General features: G+C 63.9%; 15 protein-coding genes. 5 read left to right on the top strand and 10 right to left on the bottom strand.

Annotation, left to right across the window (positions count from 1 at the left end):
• Window positions 1-9: 9 nt before the first annotated feature.
• Complete coding sequence (locus CRP40_RS11625; RefSeq protein ID WP_027914431.1) at window positions 10-864, top strand: HlyD family secretion protein; 855 nt, start codon at window positions 10-12, stop codon at window positions 862-864.
• A gap of 85 nt (window positions 865-949) precedes the next feature.
• Here CRP40_RS11625 and CRP40_RS11620 read toward each other — a convergent pair whose 3' ends face one another.
• Complete coding sequence (locus CRP40_RS11620) at window positions 950-1408, bottom strand: universal stress protein (RefSeq protein ID WP_027914432.1); 459 nt, start codon at window positions 1406-1408, stop codon at window positions 950-952.
• A 179-nt stretch (window positions 1409-1587) separates the two neighbouring features.
• Here CRP40_RS11620 and CRP40_RS11615 point away from each other — a divergent pair, with 179 nt between their 5' ends.
• From CRP40_RS11615 to CRP40_RS11600, 4 genes are all read left to right on the top strand, one after another.
• On the top strand, window positions 1588-2493 hold the full coding sequence (locus CRP40_RS11615) for a LysR family transcriptional regulator (RefSeq protein ID WP_023534365.1): 906 nt from the start codon (window positions 1588-1590) through the stop codon (window positions 2491-2493).
• Between the two features lie 115 nt (window positions 2494-2608).
• A complete protein-coding gene (locus CRP40_RS11610) occupies window positions 2609-4150 on the top strand; it encodes an MFS transporter (protein WP_027914433.1) in 1542 nt (513 codons plus the stop codon).
• A 27-nt stretch (window positions 4151-4177) separates the two neighbouring features.
• A complete protein-coding gene (locus tag CRP40_RS11605; protein WP_027914434.1) occupies window positions 4178-5251 on the top strand; it encodes an HlyD family secretion protein in 1074 nt (357 codons plus the stop codon).
• On the top strand, window positions 5248-6756 hold the full coding sequence (locus CRP40_RS11600; protein ID WP_080992904.1) for an efflux transporter outer membrane subunit: 1509 nt from the start codon (window positions 5248-5250) through the stop codon (window positions 6754-6756). The genes CRP40_RS11605 and CRP40_RS11600 overlap by 4 nt, the downstream gene beginning before the upstream one ends.
• Before the next feature lie 21 nt (window positions 6757-6777).
• Here the strand turns inward: CRP40_RS11600 and CRP40_RS11595 are convergent, their stop codons facing one another.
• The 9 genes from CRP40_RS11595 to algG form a co-directional block, all read right to left on the bottom strand.
• Window positions 6778-7590 (bottom strand): SDR family oxidoreductase, encoded by an 813-nt coding sequence (locus CRP40_RS11595; RefSeq protein ID WP_027914436.1) that lies wholly within the window; start codon window positions 7588-7590, stop codon window positions 6778-6780.
• Between the two features lie 87 nt (window positions 7591-7677).
• Window positions 7678-8142 (bottom strand): hypothetical protein, encoded by a 465-nt coding sequence (locus CRP40_RS11590; protein ID WP_027914437.1) that lies wholly within the window; start codon window positions 8140-8142, stop codon window positions 7678-7680.
• 168 nt (window positions 8143-8310) lie between these two features.
• The gene (locus tag CRP40_RS11585) at window positions 8311-9765 is read right to left on the bottom strand and encodes a mannose-1-phosphate guanylyltransferase/mannose-6-phosphate isomerase (protein ID WP_027914438.1); all 1455 of its coding nucleotides are present in this window, start codon (window positions 9763-9765) and stop codon (window positions 8311-8313) included.
• A gap of 34 nt (window positions 9766-9799) precedes the next feature.
• Complete coding sequence (locus tag CRP40_RS11580; protein ID WP_027914439.1) at window positions 9800-10447, bottom strand: alginate O-acetyltransferase AlgF; 648 nt, start codon at window positions 10445-10447, stop codon at window positions 9800-9802.
• Window positions 10448-10465: 18 nt separating this feature from the next.
• A complete protein-coding gene (locus CRP40_RS11575) occupies window positions 10466-11623 on the bottom strand; it encodes an alginate O-acetyltransferase (protein WP_027914440.1) in 1158 nt (385 codons plus the stop codon).
• 10 nt (window positions 11624-11633) lie between these two features.
• Window positions 11634-13103: an MBOAT family protein gene (locus CRP40_RS11570; RefSeq protein ID WP_027914441.1), complete on the bottom strand. Its 1470-nt coding sequence runs from the start codon at window positions 13101-13103 to the stop codon at window positions 11634-11636.
• 132 nt (window positions 13104-13235) lie between these two features.
• Window positions 13236-14339: a mannuronate-specific alginate lyase gene (locus CRP40_RS11565; RefSeq protein WP_027914442.1), complete on the bottom strand. Its 1104-nt coding sequence runs from the start codon at window positions 14337-14339 to the stop codon at window positions 13236-13238.
• Window positions 14340-14346: 7 nt separating this feature from the next.
• Window positions 14347-15789, bottom strand: a complete 1443-nt coding sequence (locus CRP40_RS11560; protein ID WP_027914443.1) for an alginate O-acetyltransferase — start codon at window positions 15787-15789, stop codon at window positions 14347-14349.
• A 13-nt stretch (window positions 15790-15802) separates the two neighbouring features.
• Window positions 15803-17362: a mannuronan 5-epimerase AlgG gene (gene algG, locus CRP40_RS11555; protein ID WP_027914444.1), complete on the bottom strand. Its 1560-nt coding sequence runs from the start codon at window positions 17360-17362 to the stop codon at window positions 15803-15805.
• Between the last annotated feature and the right edge of the window lie 17 nt (window positions 17363-17379).

The raw sequence follows: 17379 nt of genomic DNA, 5'->3' as shown, positions 1-17379 counted from the left end.
AATCCTTCGATGAAAAAGTTCTTCAGCCTTGTCGCTACGTTGCTGGTCCTGGCGGCCGCCGTGGTGATCGGTCGTCAGCTGTGGCTGCATTACATGACCACCCCCTGGACACGCGATGGCCGGGTGCGTGCCGACATCATCAACGTGGCGGCCGATGTGCCTGGCTACGTGGTCGATGTGCCAGTCAAGGACAACCAGCGGGTCAGCAAGGGCGACCTGTTGATCCAGATCGACCCGGAACACTACCGGTTGGCGGTCGAACAGGCCAAGGCCTTGGTGGCCGCCCGCAAGGCCACCTGGGAGATGCGCCGGGTCAATGCCAGACGCCGAGCCGACCTGGACAACCTGGTGATCTCCAAGGAAAACCGCGACGATGCCAGCAACATTGCCAGCGCTGCGCTGGCCGAGTACCAGCAGGCCCAGGCGGCGCTGGCGGCTGCCGAGTTGAACCTCAAGCGTACCCGGATCGTGGCCACGGTCGATGGCTATGTGACCAACCTGAACGTTCATAAGGGCGATTACGCACGTACCGGCGAGGCGGTGATGGCGGTGGTCGATGAGGCGTCATTCTGGGTGTACGGGTTTTTCGAAGAAACCAAGCTGCCCCATGTGAAGGTAGGCGACCCTGCCGAGCTGCAGATGATGAGCGGGGAACGCTTGCAGGGCCATGTGGAGAGCATCGCCCGGGGCATCTACGACCGCGACAACCCGCAGAGTCGCGAGCTGATTGCCGATGTGAACCCGACCTTCAACTGGGTGCGCCTGGCCCAGCGGGTGCCGGTGCGCATCCATATCGACCAGATGCCCGAAGGTTACTTCCTGGCAGCGGGGACTACCTGTACGGTGGTGGTCGATCCGCAGTGAAGCACTCGGCAGCCTGCCGCTGCAGCGCGTTGCGCCTGGGCGGCACGTTTCTGCAAGTCCCGCAATCACCTGAAGGTCCGGCTCCTCAAGCGGGACATTGAGCCGGCCCGACCAAAACCGGCACCTGCACCTGATCGATCACCTTGGCACTGATCGAAGGGTCCAGCAGTCGCCCCAATCGCGACAGATGACGGTGCCCCATGATGATCAGTTCGCAGTTCAGGGCCTGGGCCTTGGCCACGATGACCTCTACAGGCCGACCGGCCACCATGCTGCCCTGGCAGGCGAAACCCGCCTGCTGCAAGTCACGGACCGCCTCGCCCAGGGCATGGTCGGCCTGTTGCTGTTCCTCGCACGCGGCAGGGTACTGCGCTTGTTCGTCGGCCGTGTAGGGCGCCGGTTGTTCGTGCACGGCAAAGGAAGTATCGATGGCCAGCAGTACATGCAAGGTATGGTCTTCAGGACGACACCAGCGGCGGGCCAGGGCGAGCAGCGCTTGGGTAGCAGGGGAGGCGTCGATGGCGATGAGCACGGGGCTTGGCATACGGAATCCTTGATCGTGGGGGTGGCTGGGCTGCCGGCCAGGGCCGAGCCTGCTGCTGCCATTGTCGACCTCACCCAGGCTGCGAATAAAGGCCCTGCCACGCACGAGCACATTGCGTCGGGCGCAATCGAGCAACCTGCTAACATCGCCCTTTCCCAACGTCGTCTCGGAAAACGACCATGCAACTGCCTGACATGAACCTGCTGGTCGCCCTCGACGTGCTGCTCGATGAGGGCAGCGTGGTGGGCGCGGCACAACGTATGAACCTCAGCCCAGCCGCCATGAGCCGCACGCTGGGGCGCATACGCGAGGCCATGGGCGACCCCATCCTGGTGCGCGCTGGCCGCGGGCTGGTGCCCACGCCGCGCGCCCTGGCCCTGCGCGAGCAGGTGCATGGCCTGGTGGAGCAGGCCGGGCAGGTGTTTCGCAGCCGTGAAGGCGTCGACCTGTCCAAACTGCACCGTGCCTTCAACGTGCGTACCAACGACCTGTTCATTGCCCTCTACGGGGCCAAGCTGCTGCGCATGATGCTGGCCGACGCGCCCAATACCGTGCTGCGTTTCGTGCCCGAAGGCAGCAGTGACGACGATGCCATGCTGCGCAACGGCCACATCGACCTGATCGTCAGCTCCTCCGTGGAGCTGGGGCCGGAGATCAAGGTGCAGAGTTTGTTCAGCACCTACTTCGTCGGCCTGGCGCGCATGGAGCATCCGGTCTTCGACCAGGACATCACCCCACAACGCTTCGCCGCGTTCCCGCAGATCAGCGTGTCGCGCCGGGGCCGTGCCAACGGTCCGATCGATGTGGCCCTGGCCAACCATCGGGTCGAGCGCCGGGTGGCGCTGATTACCACCAGCTTCCACTCGGCGATGTTCTCGTTACCTGACTCGGACCTGATCCTGCCGATCCCGGCCAACATCCTGAACAGCGTCCAGCGTCTGAAGCTTCCCCTGCGCTCCTTCGAAATTCCCGTACCCCTTGAAAAAGTGAACGTGATGCAGGCCTGGCACCCACGTTTTGACAACGACCCGGCCCACCAGTGGCTGCGTCAGACGATCAAGGCCTGTACCCGAAGCGACCCTTGAACATGGAATCATTGCGTTTGACGCAATATAAAACTGCCAATAATTCAGTTTTCGTCAGCATTCACCCTGCCTAAAATCGCTCCAGTCGTAAAATTGTTGCTGGAGATGTCTCTAAATGAATGCCGTTTCTGCCTCAGCGAGTGGGCTGGCTACCACGCCTGCACCGGCCGCCCCCGCACAGGGCGCGTTCGGCCTGCAGGTGGTGGTCGGGCTGTTCGGCGTGTTGCTGGCGGTACTCTGTGCGGGCCTCAACGAGTCCGTGACCAAGATTTCCCTGGCCGATATCCGCGGGGCCATGGGCATCGGTGCCGATGAAGGGGCCTGGCTGCTGGCGGTGTACAGCGCAGCCTCCGTCTCGGCAATGGCCTTTTCGCCCTGGTTGGCGACCACCTTTTCCTTGCGGCGCTTCACCTTGGCAGCCATTGGTACCTTCGCGGTACTGGGTCTGCTGCAACCCTTCGCCCCCAACGTGCACAGCCTGATGCTGCTGCGGGTGCTGCAAGGGCTCGCCTCGGGTGCACTGCCGCCGATGCTGATGAGCGTGGCGCTGCGTTTCCTGCCCCCTGGCATCAAGGTCTACGGCCTGGCGTGCTACGCCTTGACGGCCACCTTCGGCCCCAACCTGGGTACACCGCTGGCTGGCCTGTGGACCGAATACGTCGGCTGGCGCTGGGCGTTCTGGCAGATCATCCTGCCGTCGCTGGTGGCCGGTGGCTGCGTGGCGTGGGGGTTGCCGCAGGACCCATTGCGCCTGGAGCGTTTCAGGCAGTTCGACTGGCGTGGTGTGCTGCTTGGGTTGCCGGCGATCTGCGGTATCGTGCTGGGGCTGTCCCTGGGCGATCGCTGGGGATGGTTCGATTCGCCGTTGATCTGCTGGCTGCTGGGCGGTGGGCTGCTGCTGTTGGTGCTGTTCATGTTCAACGAGTGGTCCGAGCCCCTGCCGTTTTTCCAGCTGCGCTTGCTGGGCCGGCGCAACCTGGCCTTTGCCCTGCTAACCGTCGCAGGCGTACTCATCGTGCTGTCGGGTGTGGGTAGCCTGCCGTCCGCCTACCTGGCCCAGCTCCAGGGCTACCGGCCCGCCCAGACCAGCCCGCTGATGCTGCTGGTGGCCATGCCACAATTGATCGCCCTGCCGCTGACCGCCGCGCTTTGCAACATCCGCGCAGTCGACTGCCGCTGGGTGCTGGGTATCGGCCTGGCAATGCTGGCCGCGTCCTGCATCGGCAGCAGCCTGCTCACGAGCCAGTGGATCCGCACCGACTTCTACCCGTTCTACCTGTTGCAGGTGTTCGGCCAGCCGATGGCGGTCCTGCCGTTGCTGATGCTCTCGACCACGGGCATGAGCCCCCAGGAAGGCCCCTTCGCCTCGGCCTGGTTCAATACCGTCAAGGGCTTGTCCGCCGTCGTGGCGGGCGGGCTGCTGGATGCCCTGGGCACGCTGCGTCGGCATTTTCATTCCAATCACCTGGTCGACAGCCTTGGCAATGCCCCGTTGCTGGACGACCACGCTGCCAGCCTTGCCAAGCGTATTCATGACCAGGCGCTGGTACTGACCTCGGCCGACCTCTACCTGGTCCTGGCCGTCATTGCCGTGGCCCTGATCTGCCTGATCCCTGTCATGCCCACCCGGGTCTATCCGCCGCGCGCGGTGGCCTGACCCCCGTCTGAATTCGAGAAACGCCAAATGACCATCCACCGTAAAACCCTGTTCATCGGCGCTGTGCTGGCCGTGGCCGTGCTGGCCGCCCTTGTCGGCCCATGGCTGGTGGGCAGCGATCACCGGCAGAGCACCAACGATGCCTACGTGACCGCCGACTACACCGTGGTCGCGCCCAAAGTCGCTGGCTTCATCACGCAGGTGCTGGTCGAGGACAACCAGCAGGTCAAGGCCGGACAACTGTTGGCCACCATCGATGCCCGTGACTACCAGGCTGCCCTGGACGCTGCCCAGGCGCAGCTGCTGGTGGCCAAGGCCCAGAGCACCGATGCCCGCGCCACCCTCGACCGCCAGGACGCGCTGATTGCCCAGGCCCAGGCAGCGGTGAAAGCCGCCGAAGCCGAGGCGGCGTTCGCCGATCATGAGGTGCGCCGCTACGGGCGCCTGGCCGAGCAGGGCGCCGGTACCGTGCAAAACGCTCAGCAAGCGCGCAGCGCCGTGGACCAGGCCCGTGCCCGCCTGGCCAATGCCCGCGCAGCTTCGTTGGCTGCACGCAAGCAGGTGGACATCCTCGCCGCCCAGGTCGCCAGCGCCGATGGCCAGCTCAAGCGCGCCGAAGCCGGGGTGGAAAAGGCCCGGCTGGACCTCTCCTATACCCGCATCACGGCGCCGGTGGACGGCATGGTCGGTGAGCGTGCGTTGCGCATCGGGGCCTACGTCAACCCAGGGGCGCGACTGTTGTCGGTGGTGCCCCTGCAACAGGCCTATGTGGTGGGCAACTTCCAGGAAACCCAATTGACCCACGTGCAGCCTGGTCAGCCGGTCAGCATCAGCGTCGATACCTTTGCCGATGAACAACTCCATGGACACGTCGAAAGCATCGCTCCGGCCACAGGGGTGACGTTCTCCGCTGTGAAGCCGGACAACGCCACCGGCAATTTCACCAAGGTGGTCCAGCGTATTCCGGTGAAGATCGTCTTCGATGACGGGCAGCCGTTGTTGACCCGCCTGCGTGTCGGCATGTCGGTCGAAGCGACCATCGACACGACCCGCGATACCCGAGGCGATAAGCTGGCAGGCAGCGGGGTGACAGCCCGATGAACATCGCTCACGCGCAGAGCCCTGCACCCGCCCGCCCACAAGTAGTCAGTTCATCGCGGCCCGTCACGCGTTTCAAGACAAAGACCCCTGCGGCCGTACTGCTCGCTGCACTGCTCACGGGCTGTACCCTTGGCCCGGACTTCCAGCGCCCTGACGCCCAGGCGCCCCAGCAGTGGGACCCGTTGCAGGGTGAACACGCGCCCAGCCAACCTGTGGCAGAGGCCATCCAGTTGCGCTGGTGGGACAGCTTTCACGACCCACGGCTCAGTGCACTGATCGAGCAGGTCGCCACGCGCAACCTCGATCTGCAGATCGCCAGTGCCCGCTTGCTGCAAAGCCGTGCGCTGCGCAGTACTGTGGCCGCCGACCAGCAGCCGTCGGTGGACGCCAATGCAGGCTACAGCCGTGCCCGCAACAGCGCCGAGGGGCTGAGCGACCCCTCGGGCAACGCGGGTAAATCGGCCTTCAACCTGTGGCAGGGTGACTTGGTGGCAGGTTGGGAGCTGGACGTCTGGGGGCGTGTGCGGCGTCAGGTCGAAGCGGCCGACGCCAGTGTCGAGGTCGCCGAGAACGACCGAAACGGCGTCCTGCTGGCCCTGCTCGCCGAAACAGCCGGTGATTACATCCAGCTGCGTGCGGTGCAGCATACGTTGCAGGTGACCGAGGACAACCTCAAGGTCGCGCGGCACAGCCTTGAATTGTCCGAAGACCGTCAGGCCGAAGGCGTGGCCACTCGGCTCGACGTGGCCCAGGCCAACGCCCAGGTTGCCTTGATCGAATCTCGCCTGCCCACTTTGCAGGCACGCCGTGACGATTTGATCAATGCCTTGAGCCTGCTGGCGGCCGAGCCCCCACGCAGTCTGCAGGACAGCCTGCTGCAAGCCGGTGAGCTACCCGACCCGCAGCAGACGTTCGCCATCGGCGTGCCTTCGGAACTGGCCGAGCGTCGTCCGGACATCCGCCAGGCCCAGGCGCGCCTGCATGCTGCCACGGCCAGCATCGGCGTGGCCAAGGCAGATTTTTATCCGCGTATCCGGCTGTCTGGCAACGTGGGCTTCCAGGCCATGCAACTGGCTGACTTCGGTGCCTGGGACTCTCGCCGCTTCGCCTTCGGACCGCAGCTGTCGCTGCCGATTTTCGAAGGCGGTCGCCTCAAGGGCACCTTGGCACTGCGCCAGGCGCAGCAGCAGGAAGCGGCCCTGAACTACCGCAAGGTGGTGCTGGGGGCCTGGCATGAAATCGATGATGTGCTGCGCCTTTACAACGCCAGCCAGCTGCGTCGCGATCGCCTCGCCGAAGCCGTGCGCCAGAACCGCATCGCCCTGGAAACGGCCCAGCGTCAATACGTGGAAGGTGCGGTGGATTTTCTCAATGTACTGACCGTGCAGTCGGCCTTGCTGGCCAGCGAAGAGCAGTGGATCGACAGCGCTGCCGCAGTATCCCAGGCGCTCGTGGGGCTGTACAAAGCGCTCGGCGGAGGGTGGCAGGCGTTCGACAAGGTCTGAGTGCGCGGCGCCGTCACCGCCCTACAGCGTTCGTGACAAGCCAAACCGTTTGCGCAGCACCTTGTCCAGTAAACGCTGCGGCACCAGGCAGGCCATCAGTGGCAAGGCAGTGCTGCCGTTGCCCAGCCGCACCCGTGCTGGCACTGGCGAACGCTGGGTCGCTTTCAGCACGCCCTGGGCAAAGACCGCTGCCGGTGTTGGCCGGTCGAGCGAGGCGCGGGCCCGGGCTTGAATGTGTTCACGCAATGGCCACCACGGCGATTCAGGCGCAAGCACCTGCTGCGCCTGCTGCTGGGCGTGACTGGCGAACTGCGAGGCAATCGCTCCAGGCTGCACCTCCATCACGCGTATGCCCAACGGCGCAAGCTCCAGGCGCAAGGCGTCGCTCAAGGCCTTCACGGCGGCCTTGGAGGCGCAGTAGGCGCCGGCGAACGGCGTGACCAGCACCCCGGAGACACTGCCGATGTTCACCACCAGGCCTCTGGCGCGACGCAACTGGGGGAACAGTGCGCGTGTCACGCCGACCAGCGCGAACACGTTTGTCTGGAACTGGCGCTGCAGGGCGTCGACCCCGCCATCGAGCAGCGGCCCCATGGCGCCGTAGCCGGCGTTGTTGATCAGGATGTCCAGTGCATCGAGCTCCTGCGCGAGCAGGGCCAGGGCGTGTGGGTCGTTGACATCCAGTTGTCGGGCAACGAAGCCCGCAGCGGTCAGGCGCGCTACATCTTCAGCCTGGCGGGCGGTGGCCCAGACCTGATGACCGGCATCGCGAAACGCATCGGCCAGGGCGCGGCCAACGCCGCTGGAGCAACCGGTGATCAGGACAGTCGACATGCAGAAGGCCTTTGGGTCTGGGTAGAGGGGCAGTGGGTGTGCGCCGAGTCGCCGATGCGTCGCCAGCAGTGGGGCATCGACAAGGATTCAGTTGGCAAAGCTGCCTTGCAGGTGCTCGGCCCTGAACGCCAACGTCTGTGCACGGTAGCCCGAGCGTAGCGCAGGCAACGGCAGGCAATCGGACCACTGCGCGCCGGGTTGCAATTCCCCAGGCCCACGGTAGCGCGGTGCATTGTAGGTGTTTTCTGCCAGGTTGACGGTGTCGCCAGGCGCATAGGCCGCCACACGCCAGCGCAGTTCGGTGAGCGGAACCTTGTTGTCGTTCTTCAGGGTGACCTGCAAGGGGCGGTCGGCGGGGCATTGGGTGGGGGCATAGGCAAGGCGCATGTCCAGGCGGGCCAGTTGCGAGGTTTCGCGAGTGTCCTGCCAGATGACGAACAAGGCCACCAGGCCCAGACCACCCACCGCAGCCAGCGAAATCGGCAAGGCCTTGGCGGGGTAGCGCAGCAACAGCACCAGCCAGGTGAGGATAAGGAGAGCGCCGATGATCATGAGGCTTGCAGACCTTGGTTGCGCGAGGGTTGAAGCATCGTAGCGTGAAATGGGGGAAGGCTCAAAAGGGGAAGGCTTGGCCGGCTGTGGATCGAGCAAGGCGAGGTGGGGGCTCAAGTGCCGGAGCGCGAATCAGCCCCGGGGCTTGAGCCCCCCATCACCGCGCAATCACTGCGAAGCAGCCTTGACCGCGCCACCACACTGCGCCGACTCGGACGTACGCCCGTACACATCCTCGAACCGCTCGATGTCATCCTCGCCAAGGTAGCTGCCCGACTGCACCTCGATGATCTCAAGGGGGATCTTGCCGGGGTTGCGCAAGCGATGCACCGACGCGATCGGAATGTAGGTCGACTGGTTTTCGGTCAGCAGGAATACATTCTGATCGCACGTCACTTCAGCCGTACCCGACACGACGATCCAGTGCTCGGCGCGGTGATGGTGCATCTGCAACGACAGGCTGGCCCCCGGCTTGACCGTGATGTGCTTGACCTGGAAACGCCCGCCCATGTCCACCGAATCGTACGAGCCCCACGGGCGGTATACCTCCAAGTGGTTCTGGGTTTCGCTGCGACCCTGGGCGTCCAGGGTCTTGACCATCTGCTTGACGCCTTGGACCTTGTCCTTGTGGGCAATCATCATGGCGTCCTTGGTTTCGACCACCACGATGTTGTCCAGCCCGATCACCGACACCAGCTTGCCGTTGCCGTGAATCATGCAGTTGTGGCTGTCCTGCACCACCACATCACCCTTGGTGACATTGCCGTGGTCATCCTTGTCGTGCACATCCCACAGTGACGACCAGCAACCCACATCGCTCCAGCCGGCCGACATGGGCACCACGCAGGCTCGCTGGGTCTTCTCCATCACGGCATAGTCGATGGAGTTGTCCGGGCAGCAGGCGAAGCTCGCTTCATCGATGATCAGCGTGGTGCCATCCACCTGGCTGCGCTCCAGCGCCAGCAAACAGGTGTCGTAAATGTCGGGGTCGTGCTTTTTCAGCTCTTCGAGAAAGCGGCTGGCACGGAACAGGAACATGCCGCTGTTCCAGAAATACCCCCCGGCCTGAACGAACTCGATCGCCCGCTGCTCGTCAGGCTTTTCGACGAACTGCGCCACTCGCGCCACGCCTTCGGGCAGCAAGGCATCCTGGCTCGAGCGAATGTAGCCGTAGCCGGTTTCAGGCTTGGTCGCCGGCACCCCAAACAGCACCATCTCGCCGCGCTCGGCGGCCACGGTGGCCAGCGCCAACGCCCGCTGCAGCGCCTTCTGGTCATCGATGACATGGTCAGCAGGCAGCACCAGCATCAACGCGTCACGCCCTTCGTTGACCAGTTTCATGGCGCTCATGGCCACTGCCGGCGCGGTGTTGCGCCCGAACGGTTCGAGCAGGATGCCCTGGGTTTGCAGGTCGAGCGCGGCCAGTTGCTCCTGCACGATGAAGGTGTGCTCCTTGTTACAGACCACAATGGGTGCGTCCATGCCTTCGAACACCAGACGTTCGAGTGTCTGCTGGAACAGCGTGTGCTCGCCGGTCAGGGCCAGGAACTGCTTGGGGAACTGCTTGCGCGACAAAGGCCACAAACGCGAACCGCTACCGCCAGAAAGAATTACCGGGATCATCGTGTTTCTCCAATCGTCATTGAGGGCAGGGCAATCAGTTGCTGCTCACAGGGCGGGTGACCCATACCGGGGACAGCGTGCTGCCGGAGCCGGTGACATACAGCACGGCCGCTTCGCCGCGCTCCAGGGCCACGGGTTTCACGTCACCGACTTTCCGGTCGCCCTGGAACAGCGCCAGGTCCACCTTCACAGGGTTGATTTCACGCTCGCCGCGGCCATTGGCGGCGACTGACTTGACCACTTCGGTCTTGCCATCGGCGGTTTTCAGCGCCAGCGTCTGGTTGCTCAGGTTCTGTACCCGTACCAGCGCTTTCTGCTTGTTCTTGAACGGCGGCTCTTCGATCAGTAGAGGCGTACCGGCAGGGCTGTTGACCAGGGTGTAGTACTGGTCCGAGGCCAGCTTGACCGGTACGCGCTGGCTGCCGACCTGAGCGGTGTAGTCACCGCCTGGCAGGAAACTGAAGTCACTGCTGGCCTGGGGGCCGACCGGCTTGATCTGCGTGTTGCCGACGGAGGCGCTGGCCGGTGCGCTGCTTGCGTTGTACAAGCGCACGAAGGTCGAGCCCTTCGGCGCGCTCGGGCCGTAAAGCGCCGCGTCGGCGCCGGCATAAGCCTGTACTGATGCCAGGGACAGGCCGGCTGCGAGGGTCAGGGCTTTGGCGATGGAAGATGGAGTCGTCATGGGCATTGCCTCTTTCGGTCAGTGGGTGGTTCGGGTGGCCGTCAAGGCCAGGTTTTTTTCGGCGTCGCGCGAGTGCTTGAGCTGAGCGACCCAGTGCGGATCGATGCCGTCGAGTTCAGGTTTCATGGGCAGGTAGCGCTCCGGGAATTCCCACACCACCACTTGTGGCGCGGCATGTTGGAAGGCATCGCTTTGCAGGTACTTGAGCATGGGTAGGAAGGGCCCGTGGCCGTCCTCGGCATAGTTGGCCACGTCGCTGTGCAGCGCCTGCTGCAGGGCGCCCACGAAGTTCCAGCGGGGGTTGGCGCTGTAGCTGGTGCCCACTAGCGCCACGGGGATCTGCTGGTCGGCGAACAACGCATCCCCTGCGTCGGCTTGAGCTGCAACAGGGCGGGTGGTGCGTTGCTGGAGGGTGTCCGGCGGCGGCAGCAGGTGGGAGAACAAAGGATCCAACGGTAGGAAGTTGGTCAGGTCGCCCTTGTACGGCGCACTGCCCTGGGCCTGGGTGACGAAGGCTTGTGGGCTCGCTTCGAGCAGACGCTGGCGGCTGACGGCCGCAGCCAGCGCTTGTGCCGCCACTTCGGCACCCAGGGGCGTCCAATGGGTATCGGTGCGCAGAAACACCTGGCCGCGGGCCTTGGCCTGTTCCAGCGGGGCCATCAGGTCAGGGGCGAACACATTGGCCTGGCGTGCCTTGGCATGAAACTGGTTGTACAGCTCCCCATGCAGGCTCGCCGGTCGTGTCTGGCCAAGGTGTTCGTCGTACACCCGCGCCTTGGCCGGCACGATCGCCAGCACCAGCTGGCTGCCGTGCCGTTGCAGGGTGTCGCGCACGCCGCGGATCAGCGCCAGGTTCTCCTGCACCAATGCCTCGGCACCGGCGGTGGGCTTGAACTCTTCGTCACTGAACAGCCACTGGTCGCGCCCCAGCACCACGCCTGGCCGCCCTTCGTGGAACAGCTTGAAATCCAGGGCGGCCCACACGTTGGTGCCCAGGCGCTTGATCGGAAACGCGGCGTCGTAGTGTTGTTCGGTGGCCTTGGCCAGCTTGCCGTCGAGCAGGCTCATCTGTTCGGTGCGTTCAAAGCCGTGCAGGCTTGAGGTCGACCACAGGCCCATGCCCGTCAACAGGCCGAGGAAAGACAAGCAGTAGGTCATGCGAAGTGTCCGGGTCATCACATCGGCCTCAGAACTGGAAATAGAGAAACGGCGAATAGCTCTGCGCCGACAGCTTCAGGATCGACGCGACAAACAGCAGCAGCACCAGGGTTCGGGTCATCACGCGCGTCCAGCCAAGGCCGAGCGAGCCATCACGGTTGATCTGCACTGGCGTGGCGGTGGGTGATGCGGTGGGCGTGGTTCGGGCGTTACGGTAAACATCGCGCAGGCCGAAGAAGGCCAAGGCCAGGTAGGCGATCACCAGAGTCGCCACTTGCAGGCCGGTCAGCTGAGCGCGGTTGAGTTCGGAAAGCTGCCAGTGGCCGAAGCTGAACATGGCGCCGTACATGCGCGCTGCGACGTGCAGGTTCTCGGCCCGGAACACCACCCAGCCCACCACCACCAGCAGAAAGGTGAAGGCCCACTTGACCGGGTTGAAGCGCTGCGGGTGGGTGTCGATGCCCAATGCCCGTTCGATCGCCAGCCACACGCCATGCCAGGCGCCCCAGAAGATGTAGGTGACGTTGGCGCCATGCCAAAGCCCGCCCAGCAGCATGGTCAGGAACAGGTTGCGGTAGGTGTTGAGCGTGCCTTTGCGGTTACCGCCCAGGGTGATGTACAGGTAGTCGCGCAGCCAGGTGGACAGGCTGATGTGCCAGCGCCGCCAGAACTCGGTGATGGACTGGCTGATGTAGGGCTGGCGGAAGTTTTCCATGAAGCGAAAGCCCATCATCAGGCCCAGGCCGATGGCCATGTCGCTGTAGCCGCTGAAGTCGAAATACAACTGCGCGGTATAGGCCAGCGCGCCCAGCCAGGCATCGCCGGTGGTGGGCTGCTGCAAGGCGAAGCAATGGTCTGCCACCACCGCCAGGGTATCGGCGATGAACACCTTCTTGACGAACCCTTGCATGAAGCGCGTGCAGCCTTCGGAAAATTTGTCCAGCGTATGCGTGCGGTGGTTGAACTGCTCGACCAGGTCCTTGAAGCGCAACACCGGCCCGGCGATCAGGTGCGGGAAGATCGCCACGAAGGCGGCGAAGTCGATCAGGTTGTCGGTGGCCGGGGTATCCCCGCGGTACACGTCGATGAGGTAGCTGATGGACTCGAAGATGTAGAACGAAATGCCGATTGGCAGCAGCACATGGGTGAGGATGAACGGCTCAAGGCCGAACGAGGTGATGATCGCATTGAGGCTTTCGACGCCGAAGTTGGCGTACTTGAAATAGCCCAGAATGGCCAGGTCCACGCCAACGCCCAGCAGCAGCCAGCGTTGCGCGGGCTTGCTGCGTACACCGGCGGCACCGACGTTCAGCCCGATCCAGTAGTTCCACAGGGTGACGCCGGCGAACAAGGCGAGGAAGTCCACGCGCCACCAGGCATAGAAGAGGTAGCTGGCGATCAGCAACAACGCGTTGCGATAGCGCTGCCCGCTCAGGTAGTACAAACCGAGGAAGATCGGCAGGAACAGGAACAGGAACACGTTGGACGAAAAGACCATCCCGGTTCTCCTAAAGACTCACAGCATCCAGGGCAAAGCGCCCCCCAAACCCCCCACAGATAATCGGGAGGCCACCTAGCTTTGTGCAGGCGGTGTGTCGTCACGACACGCCGCCCCTTGCACGGTCTTGCGTTAGTGCTTGCGCATTGCGCCTGGGTCATACACGCGCGTCATGTCGCCCCCCATGCGGAAGCTGTTGAACGGCTGCATGCCCTGCTTGCGCGCCAGGGTGTCGCCCACGCAGTGGTACAGGGCGCACCAGGGCTCCAGCCAGGCGTACTTGGTGTCGACCTTCAGGTCCTTCATGTCCTGTTTCTCGCCTGCGCGCTCGGCGAAATGACGCGGGTCGCGGGCGCCGGCCAGTACCCCTTCGCCCAGGCGCTGCAAGGCAAAATTGTTCTCGGCGCGCAGGTCCACGCCGTTGGCCTGGGCAAAGCTTGCGATCAATGCCAAGGGCGGCAGGGCATAGTTGTGATAGGCCAGCGCACGTTGCTTGCGTTTGATCTCGTTGGGCAGAAAGCCCTGGTCGTCGACTTGATTGACGCCGACCTTGTATTGCTTCACTGCCCAGTCGAACAGGTCACGGCGGTCGGTGGCCACGGCCGTGGCCATGACCGACCAGGCCGCCCAGTAGCTGTGATTGTTGATCTTCTGCAGCGGCAGGTCGCTCCAGTCGCTAACCGTCTGCTGGGCCAGGCGAGCGAACCATTTCTCGATCAGCTCGGCTTCGGCCTGATGCGCCGCCAGTGGCCTGGCGTTGGAGAACTTCAGGCGCAGCCATGACCCGCTCAGGCTGCCCAAAGCCCATTTGCGCATCGATTTGCCGGTGTGGTTGTAGTTCGTGGACATCAGTGCGTCGGCCCGTGCCCAGGTGCCCAGCCACGCCAGTGCGCAGTCCAGCTGCGCCGGTCGACCGTCGCGCATGTACTGGGTGACCAGTTTGCTTACCCCCTTTTCCAAGGCAGTGATGTCCTGGGTGGAGGTCCGAAAGGCGTGCTCGGAAGCCACATTGAGCGTGGCCCGCGCCTTGTCCGAGCCTTCGTACTTGCTGCGAAACTGCAGGGCACCGGTATACGGGGTGGGCGGGGCTTCGCAGCGAAAATCGCCGGTACCCGTCTTGAGTTTCTCGATGCCTTCGTAGTAACCCTGAGGTGGCACCAGCGAGGCCTGCGCGGCGCTTGCGAACAGAGCGAGGGCGAGCAGGGCCGGGCGCAGAATCAGTTTGTAATGGGTCATGTTCGCCTCACTGGCCGGCCTGCGCGGTCTGCGCAGGTCCGGCGAAGTCGTTACGTTTGCACAGCTTGGCTTCGAGCTTCTGGGTGCCTTTTTCCGGCCCCTGCACCTCGAAGGCCAGCAGCTTCTGATCGGCCCAGTCCTGGTCCTCGCGCATCTGGAACACGAACCGGCCATCGGTATCGGAGGTTTCGGGTTTTTCCAGCTTGATGTCCTCGTGCCGGCCGTTGAGATACCAGAGGGTTGCCTGCAGCACCTTCACTGAGGGGTCGTCGAACTTCACGTCCATTTGCAGGTGGCGGTTGACCAGCGGCTTGATCACCCCACCCTTGCCATTGACCATCAGGGTGTTCTTGCCCGGCTTGAGCGTGGTCTTGGCGCTCATCAGCGCCGGGCGGTCGTCGCAGCCGTCGTCGAGCAGGCCGAGGATCTGTCGCCAGATGGTTTCCTGCTCCAGGCTGTAGAGGGGCGAAAATTCCCAGACCAGGATCTTGGGTGGATGCTTGCGGAACTCCTCGCTGCCCAGGTACTGAATCATCGAGCCCTCCAGACCGCCGCCGGGGAAGGCGACGTTGAGCACATCGGCGCCGATGTACTGCTCCAGAAACCCGGCGAAGTTGTAGTTCTTGCCGCTGTGGCTCGTGCCCACCAATGTGATCTGGGCATTGCCCTGGTCGCCGAACAGGTCGTCGTCATCGCCGCTGGCCCCTTTGGGTTCGGTGCTGAACTGGTCCATGTACTGCACCGCGTAGCTAGTGCCGCACAGCTGCCCGGCAACGTTGTGCAAGGTTCCGGTCTTGCCCATGCGCCCGGACTTGACGGTTTCGAATGCCTTGCGCGGGATGCCCTGGAATGCAGGCATCGTGTGCACGGTGTCGGCCACGATACGGGCAGCGCGCTCGGCGCCGTAGGGCGTCCAGTGCTGGTCGCCACGGAAGTAGAAATCCTTGCCCTGGTCGGCGGCAGGCAACTGCTCGTTGGTCAGCGGCGACAGGTCAGGCACGTTGTAGCCCATGGCGGCGAAGCGCTTGAGCATGGCCTGGTAGTTGCCCAGTGCTTTCTGGTAGTCGAACGCGGCTTTTTCTGCCGGCTCAAGCATGTTTCGGTTCACCAAGCCCCGGGTCGGCTGATAAACCACTACCAGTTCCACACCGCGTTTCTTGAAGGCGTCGTGCACCTGCTGCAGGCGTTTGTACCCGGCAGGGGAGGTGTCGAATTCGGTGCGCAGGTCTTCACGGGTTCGGAACAACCAGTCGCCCTGGCCCTGCACCAGGGTGGTGAAGTTCTGCTGGTAGCGGGTGGTGTAGCGGCTGGCATCGTTTGCCTGCGGGCACAACTGGCAGCACGGCACCGCCGTGAAGGTAGGGGCCTGCACGGTGTCGGCGCTTGAGCCCTGACTGATGGCCAGGAGGGCGCAGGTGACGCCCAGCACGGTAATCGCTTGTGGAGTCATGGTCCGGGCTTCCTTATTGGATCAATTCGGTCTGGCGCTCGACCGGGTCGATCAGCACGGCTTTGCGCTGGCGTACCAGCAGGTCGAGGATTTCATCCTGGCGCTGGCCCAGCACACCGTTGAAGGTGATTCCGCTGGCTTTGCGCGGCGCCAGCATGGCCACGTCGTACAGCTCGACCGACAACGGCGAGTCGATCGACAGCGGGCCAGAGCCGTTGGCCGCCAGTTGCCCACCCACCAGGATCAACGACACCTTGGTGTCGAACGGGTCGAGGGCAATGTCGCGGTCGGTGTCGGACAGGTCCTTGATGTGGCCGTAAACGCCCACCAGACCGTTGGCCATGGCGATATTGTCGTACAGCCGGATATTCACGCTGTTGCGCACGCGAATGCCATGGCGTCGGTTGTTGACCAGCGTGTTGCCCCACAGCAAGTTATCGCCGCTTTCGTACAGGGTGATGCCGTCGGTGTGGTTGCGGTAGATCTGGTTGTAGGCCACCAGGTTGTTGACGCTGTTGCGATCGATCACGACGCCTGACAGCTTGTTGTCGAAGCTCTTGTTGTTGAAGATCCAGCTGTCGTTCACCTCCCGCGAAACGATGATGCCGTGCTTCTTGCGCGTGCCATGCACGCTGTTGCCGGCGATGATCAGCCCGTGGGAGCGGTCGTGCGGGTCGATGCCGTAGACGATGTTGTCGCGGTAGGTGTTGTCCTTGACCACGAAGTCGCGCGTCTCATAGCAGTAGAAGCCGTACCACAGGTCGCTGAACTGCGAACCGATGATCCAGCCGGTCGGCTCCGCCCGGCCCATGCGCTTGGCCAGGTTGGGGGTGTACTGGGAAATGCTCACGCCATAGGACTTGGACTTCGCATAGCCCAGGCTGGCCAGGGTGCTGTTGACGATGTAGGTCTCGGTGCCGCCCCAGGACAGCAGAAACGGGCGAAACGCCTGGGGCGAGCGGAACGTGGCCGGGCCTTTGGCCTGCTCGCGCCACCCGGTCACCTGGGTGTCGGTGATGAACAGCTTGCCGTCGTTGACCAGAAATGCCCCGCCTTCCTCGGACAGGCGCAGTTGCTTGACCTTGCCGTCGATCTCCAACGTCCCGGTGCGCCCGACCACGATGGGCAGACGCGCCAGGTACACACCGGGCTGCACCTCGGACAGGTACTGGCGCGGCACCTGGCGGCTCAACTGCGCCAGGTCCACGTGGCCATCGTCGATGAAAATGGCCTGTGGAATGCCGTGTTGGCGCCGCACCCATTCGGCGGCCTTGTTGTCGCCACCGACGAATGCCTTGAGGCTGTCTTCCTGGAACATACGGCGCAGGCTGACCTTGCCCGGCTGGCTGCGGTCGATCTTTTGCTGCACGGCCTGTGCGGTGTAGCCACTGAGGTCAGGGAGCTTGGGCGCGTCCAGCTGCAGCGGCGCTATCGGTGCGCTAGAGACGGTATAGCTGCGCGCCTGTTGCAGTTCCTTGGTCAGCAGGCCGGGTTGCGCCGCCCAGGTCGAACCACTGGCAAGCAGCAGGGCGCAGGCCAGCAGGCTATGGCGAAGATGGGGATGAACGTTCATGGCAATTTCCTCGTGGC

Source organism: Pseudomonas sp. URMO17WK12:I9 (assembly GCF_900230165.1).
In the GTDB taxonomy this organism is placed as follows: domain Bacteria; phylum Pseudomonadota; class Gammaproteobacteria; order Pseudomonadales; family Pseudomonadaceae; genus Aquipseudomonas; species Aquipseudomonas fulva.
This window is presented reverse-complemented; position numbering and strand designations above follow the sequence as displayed.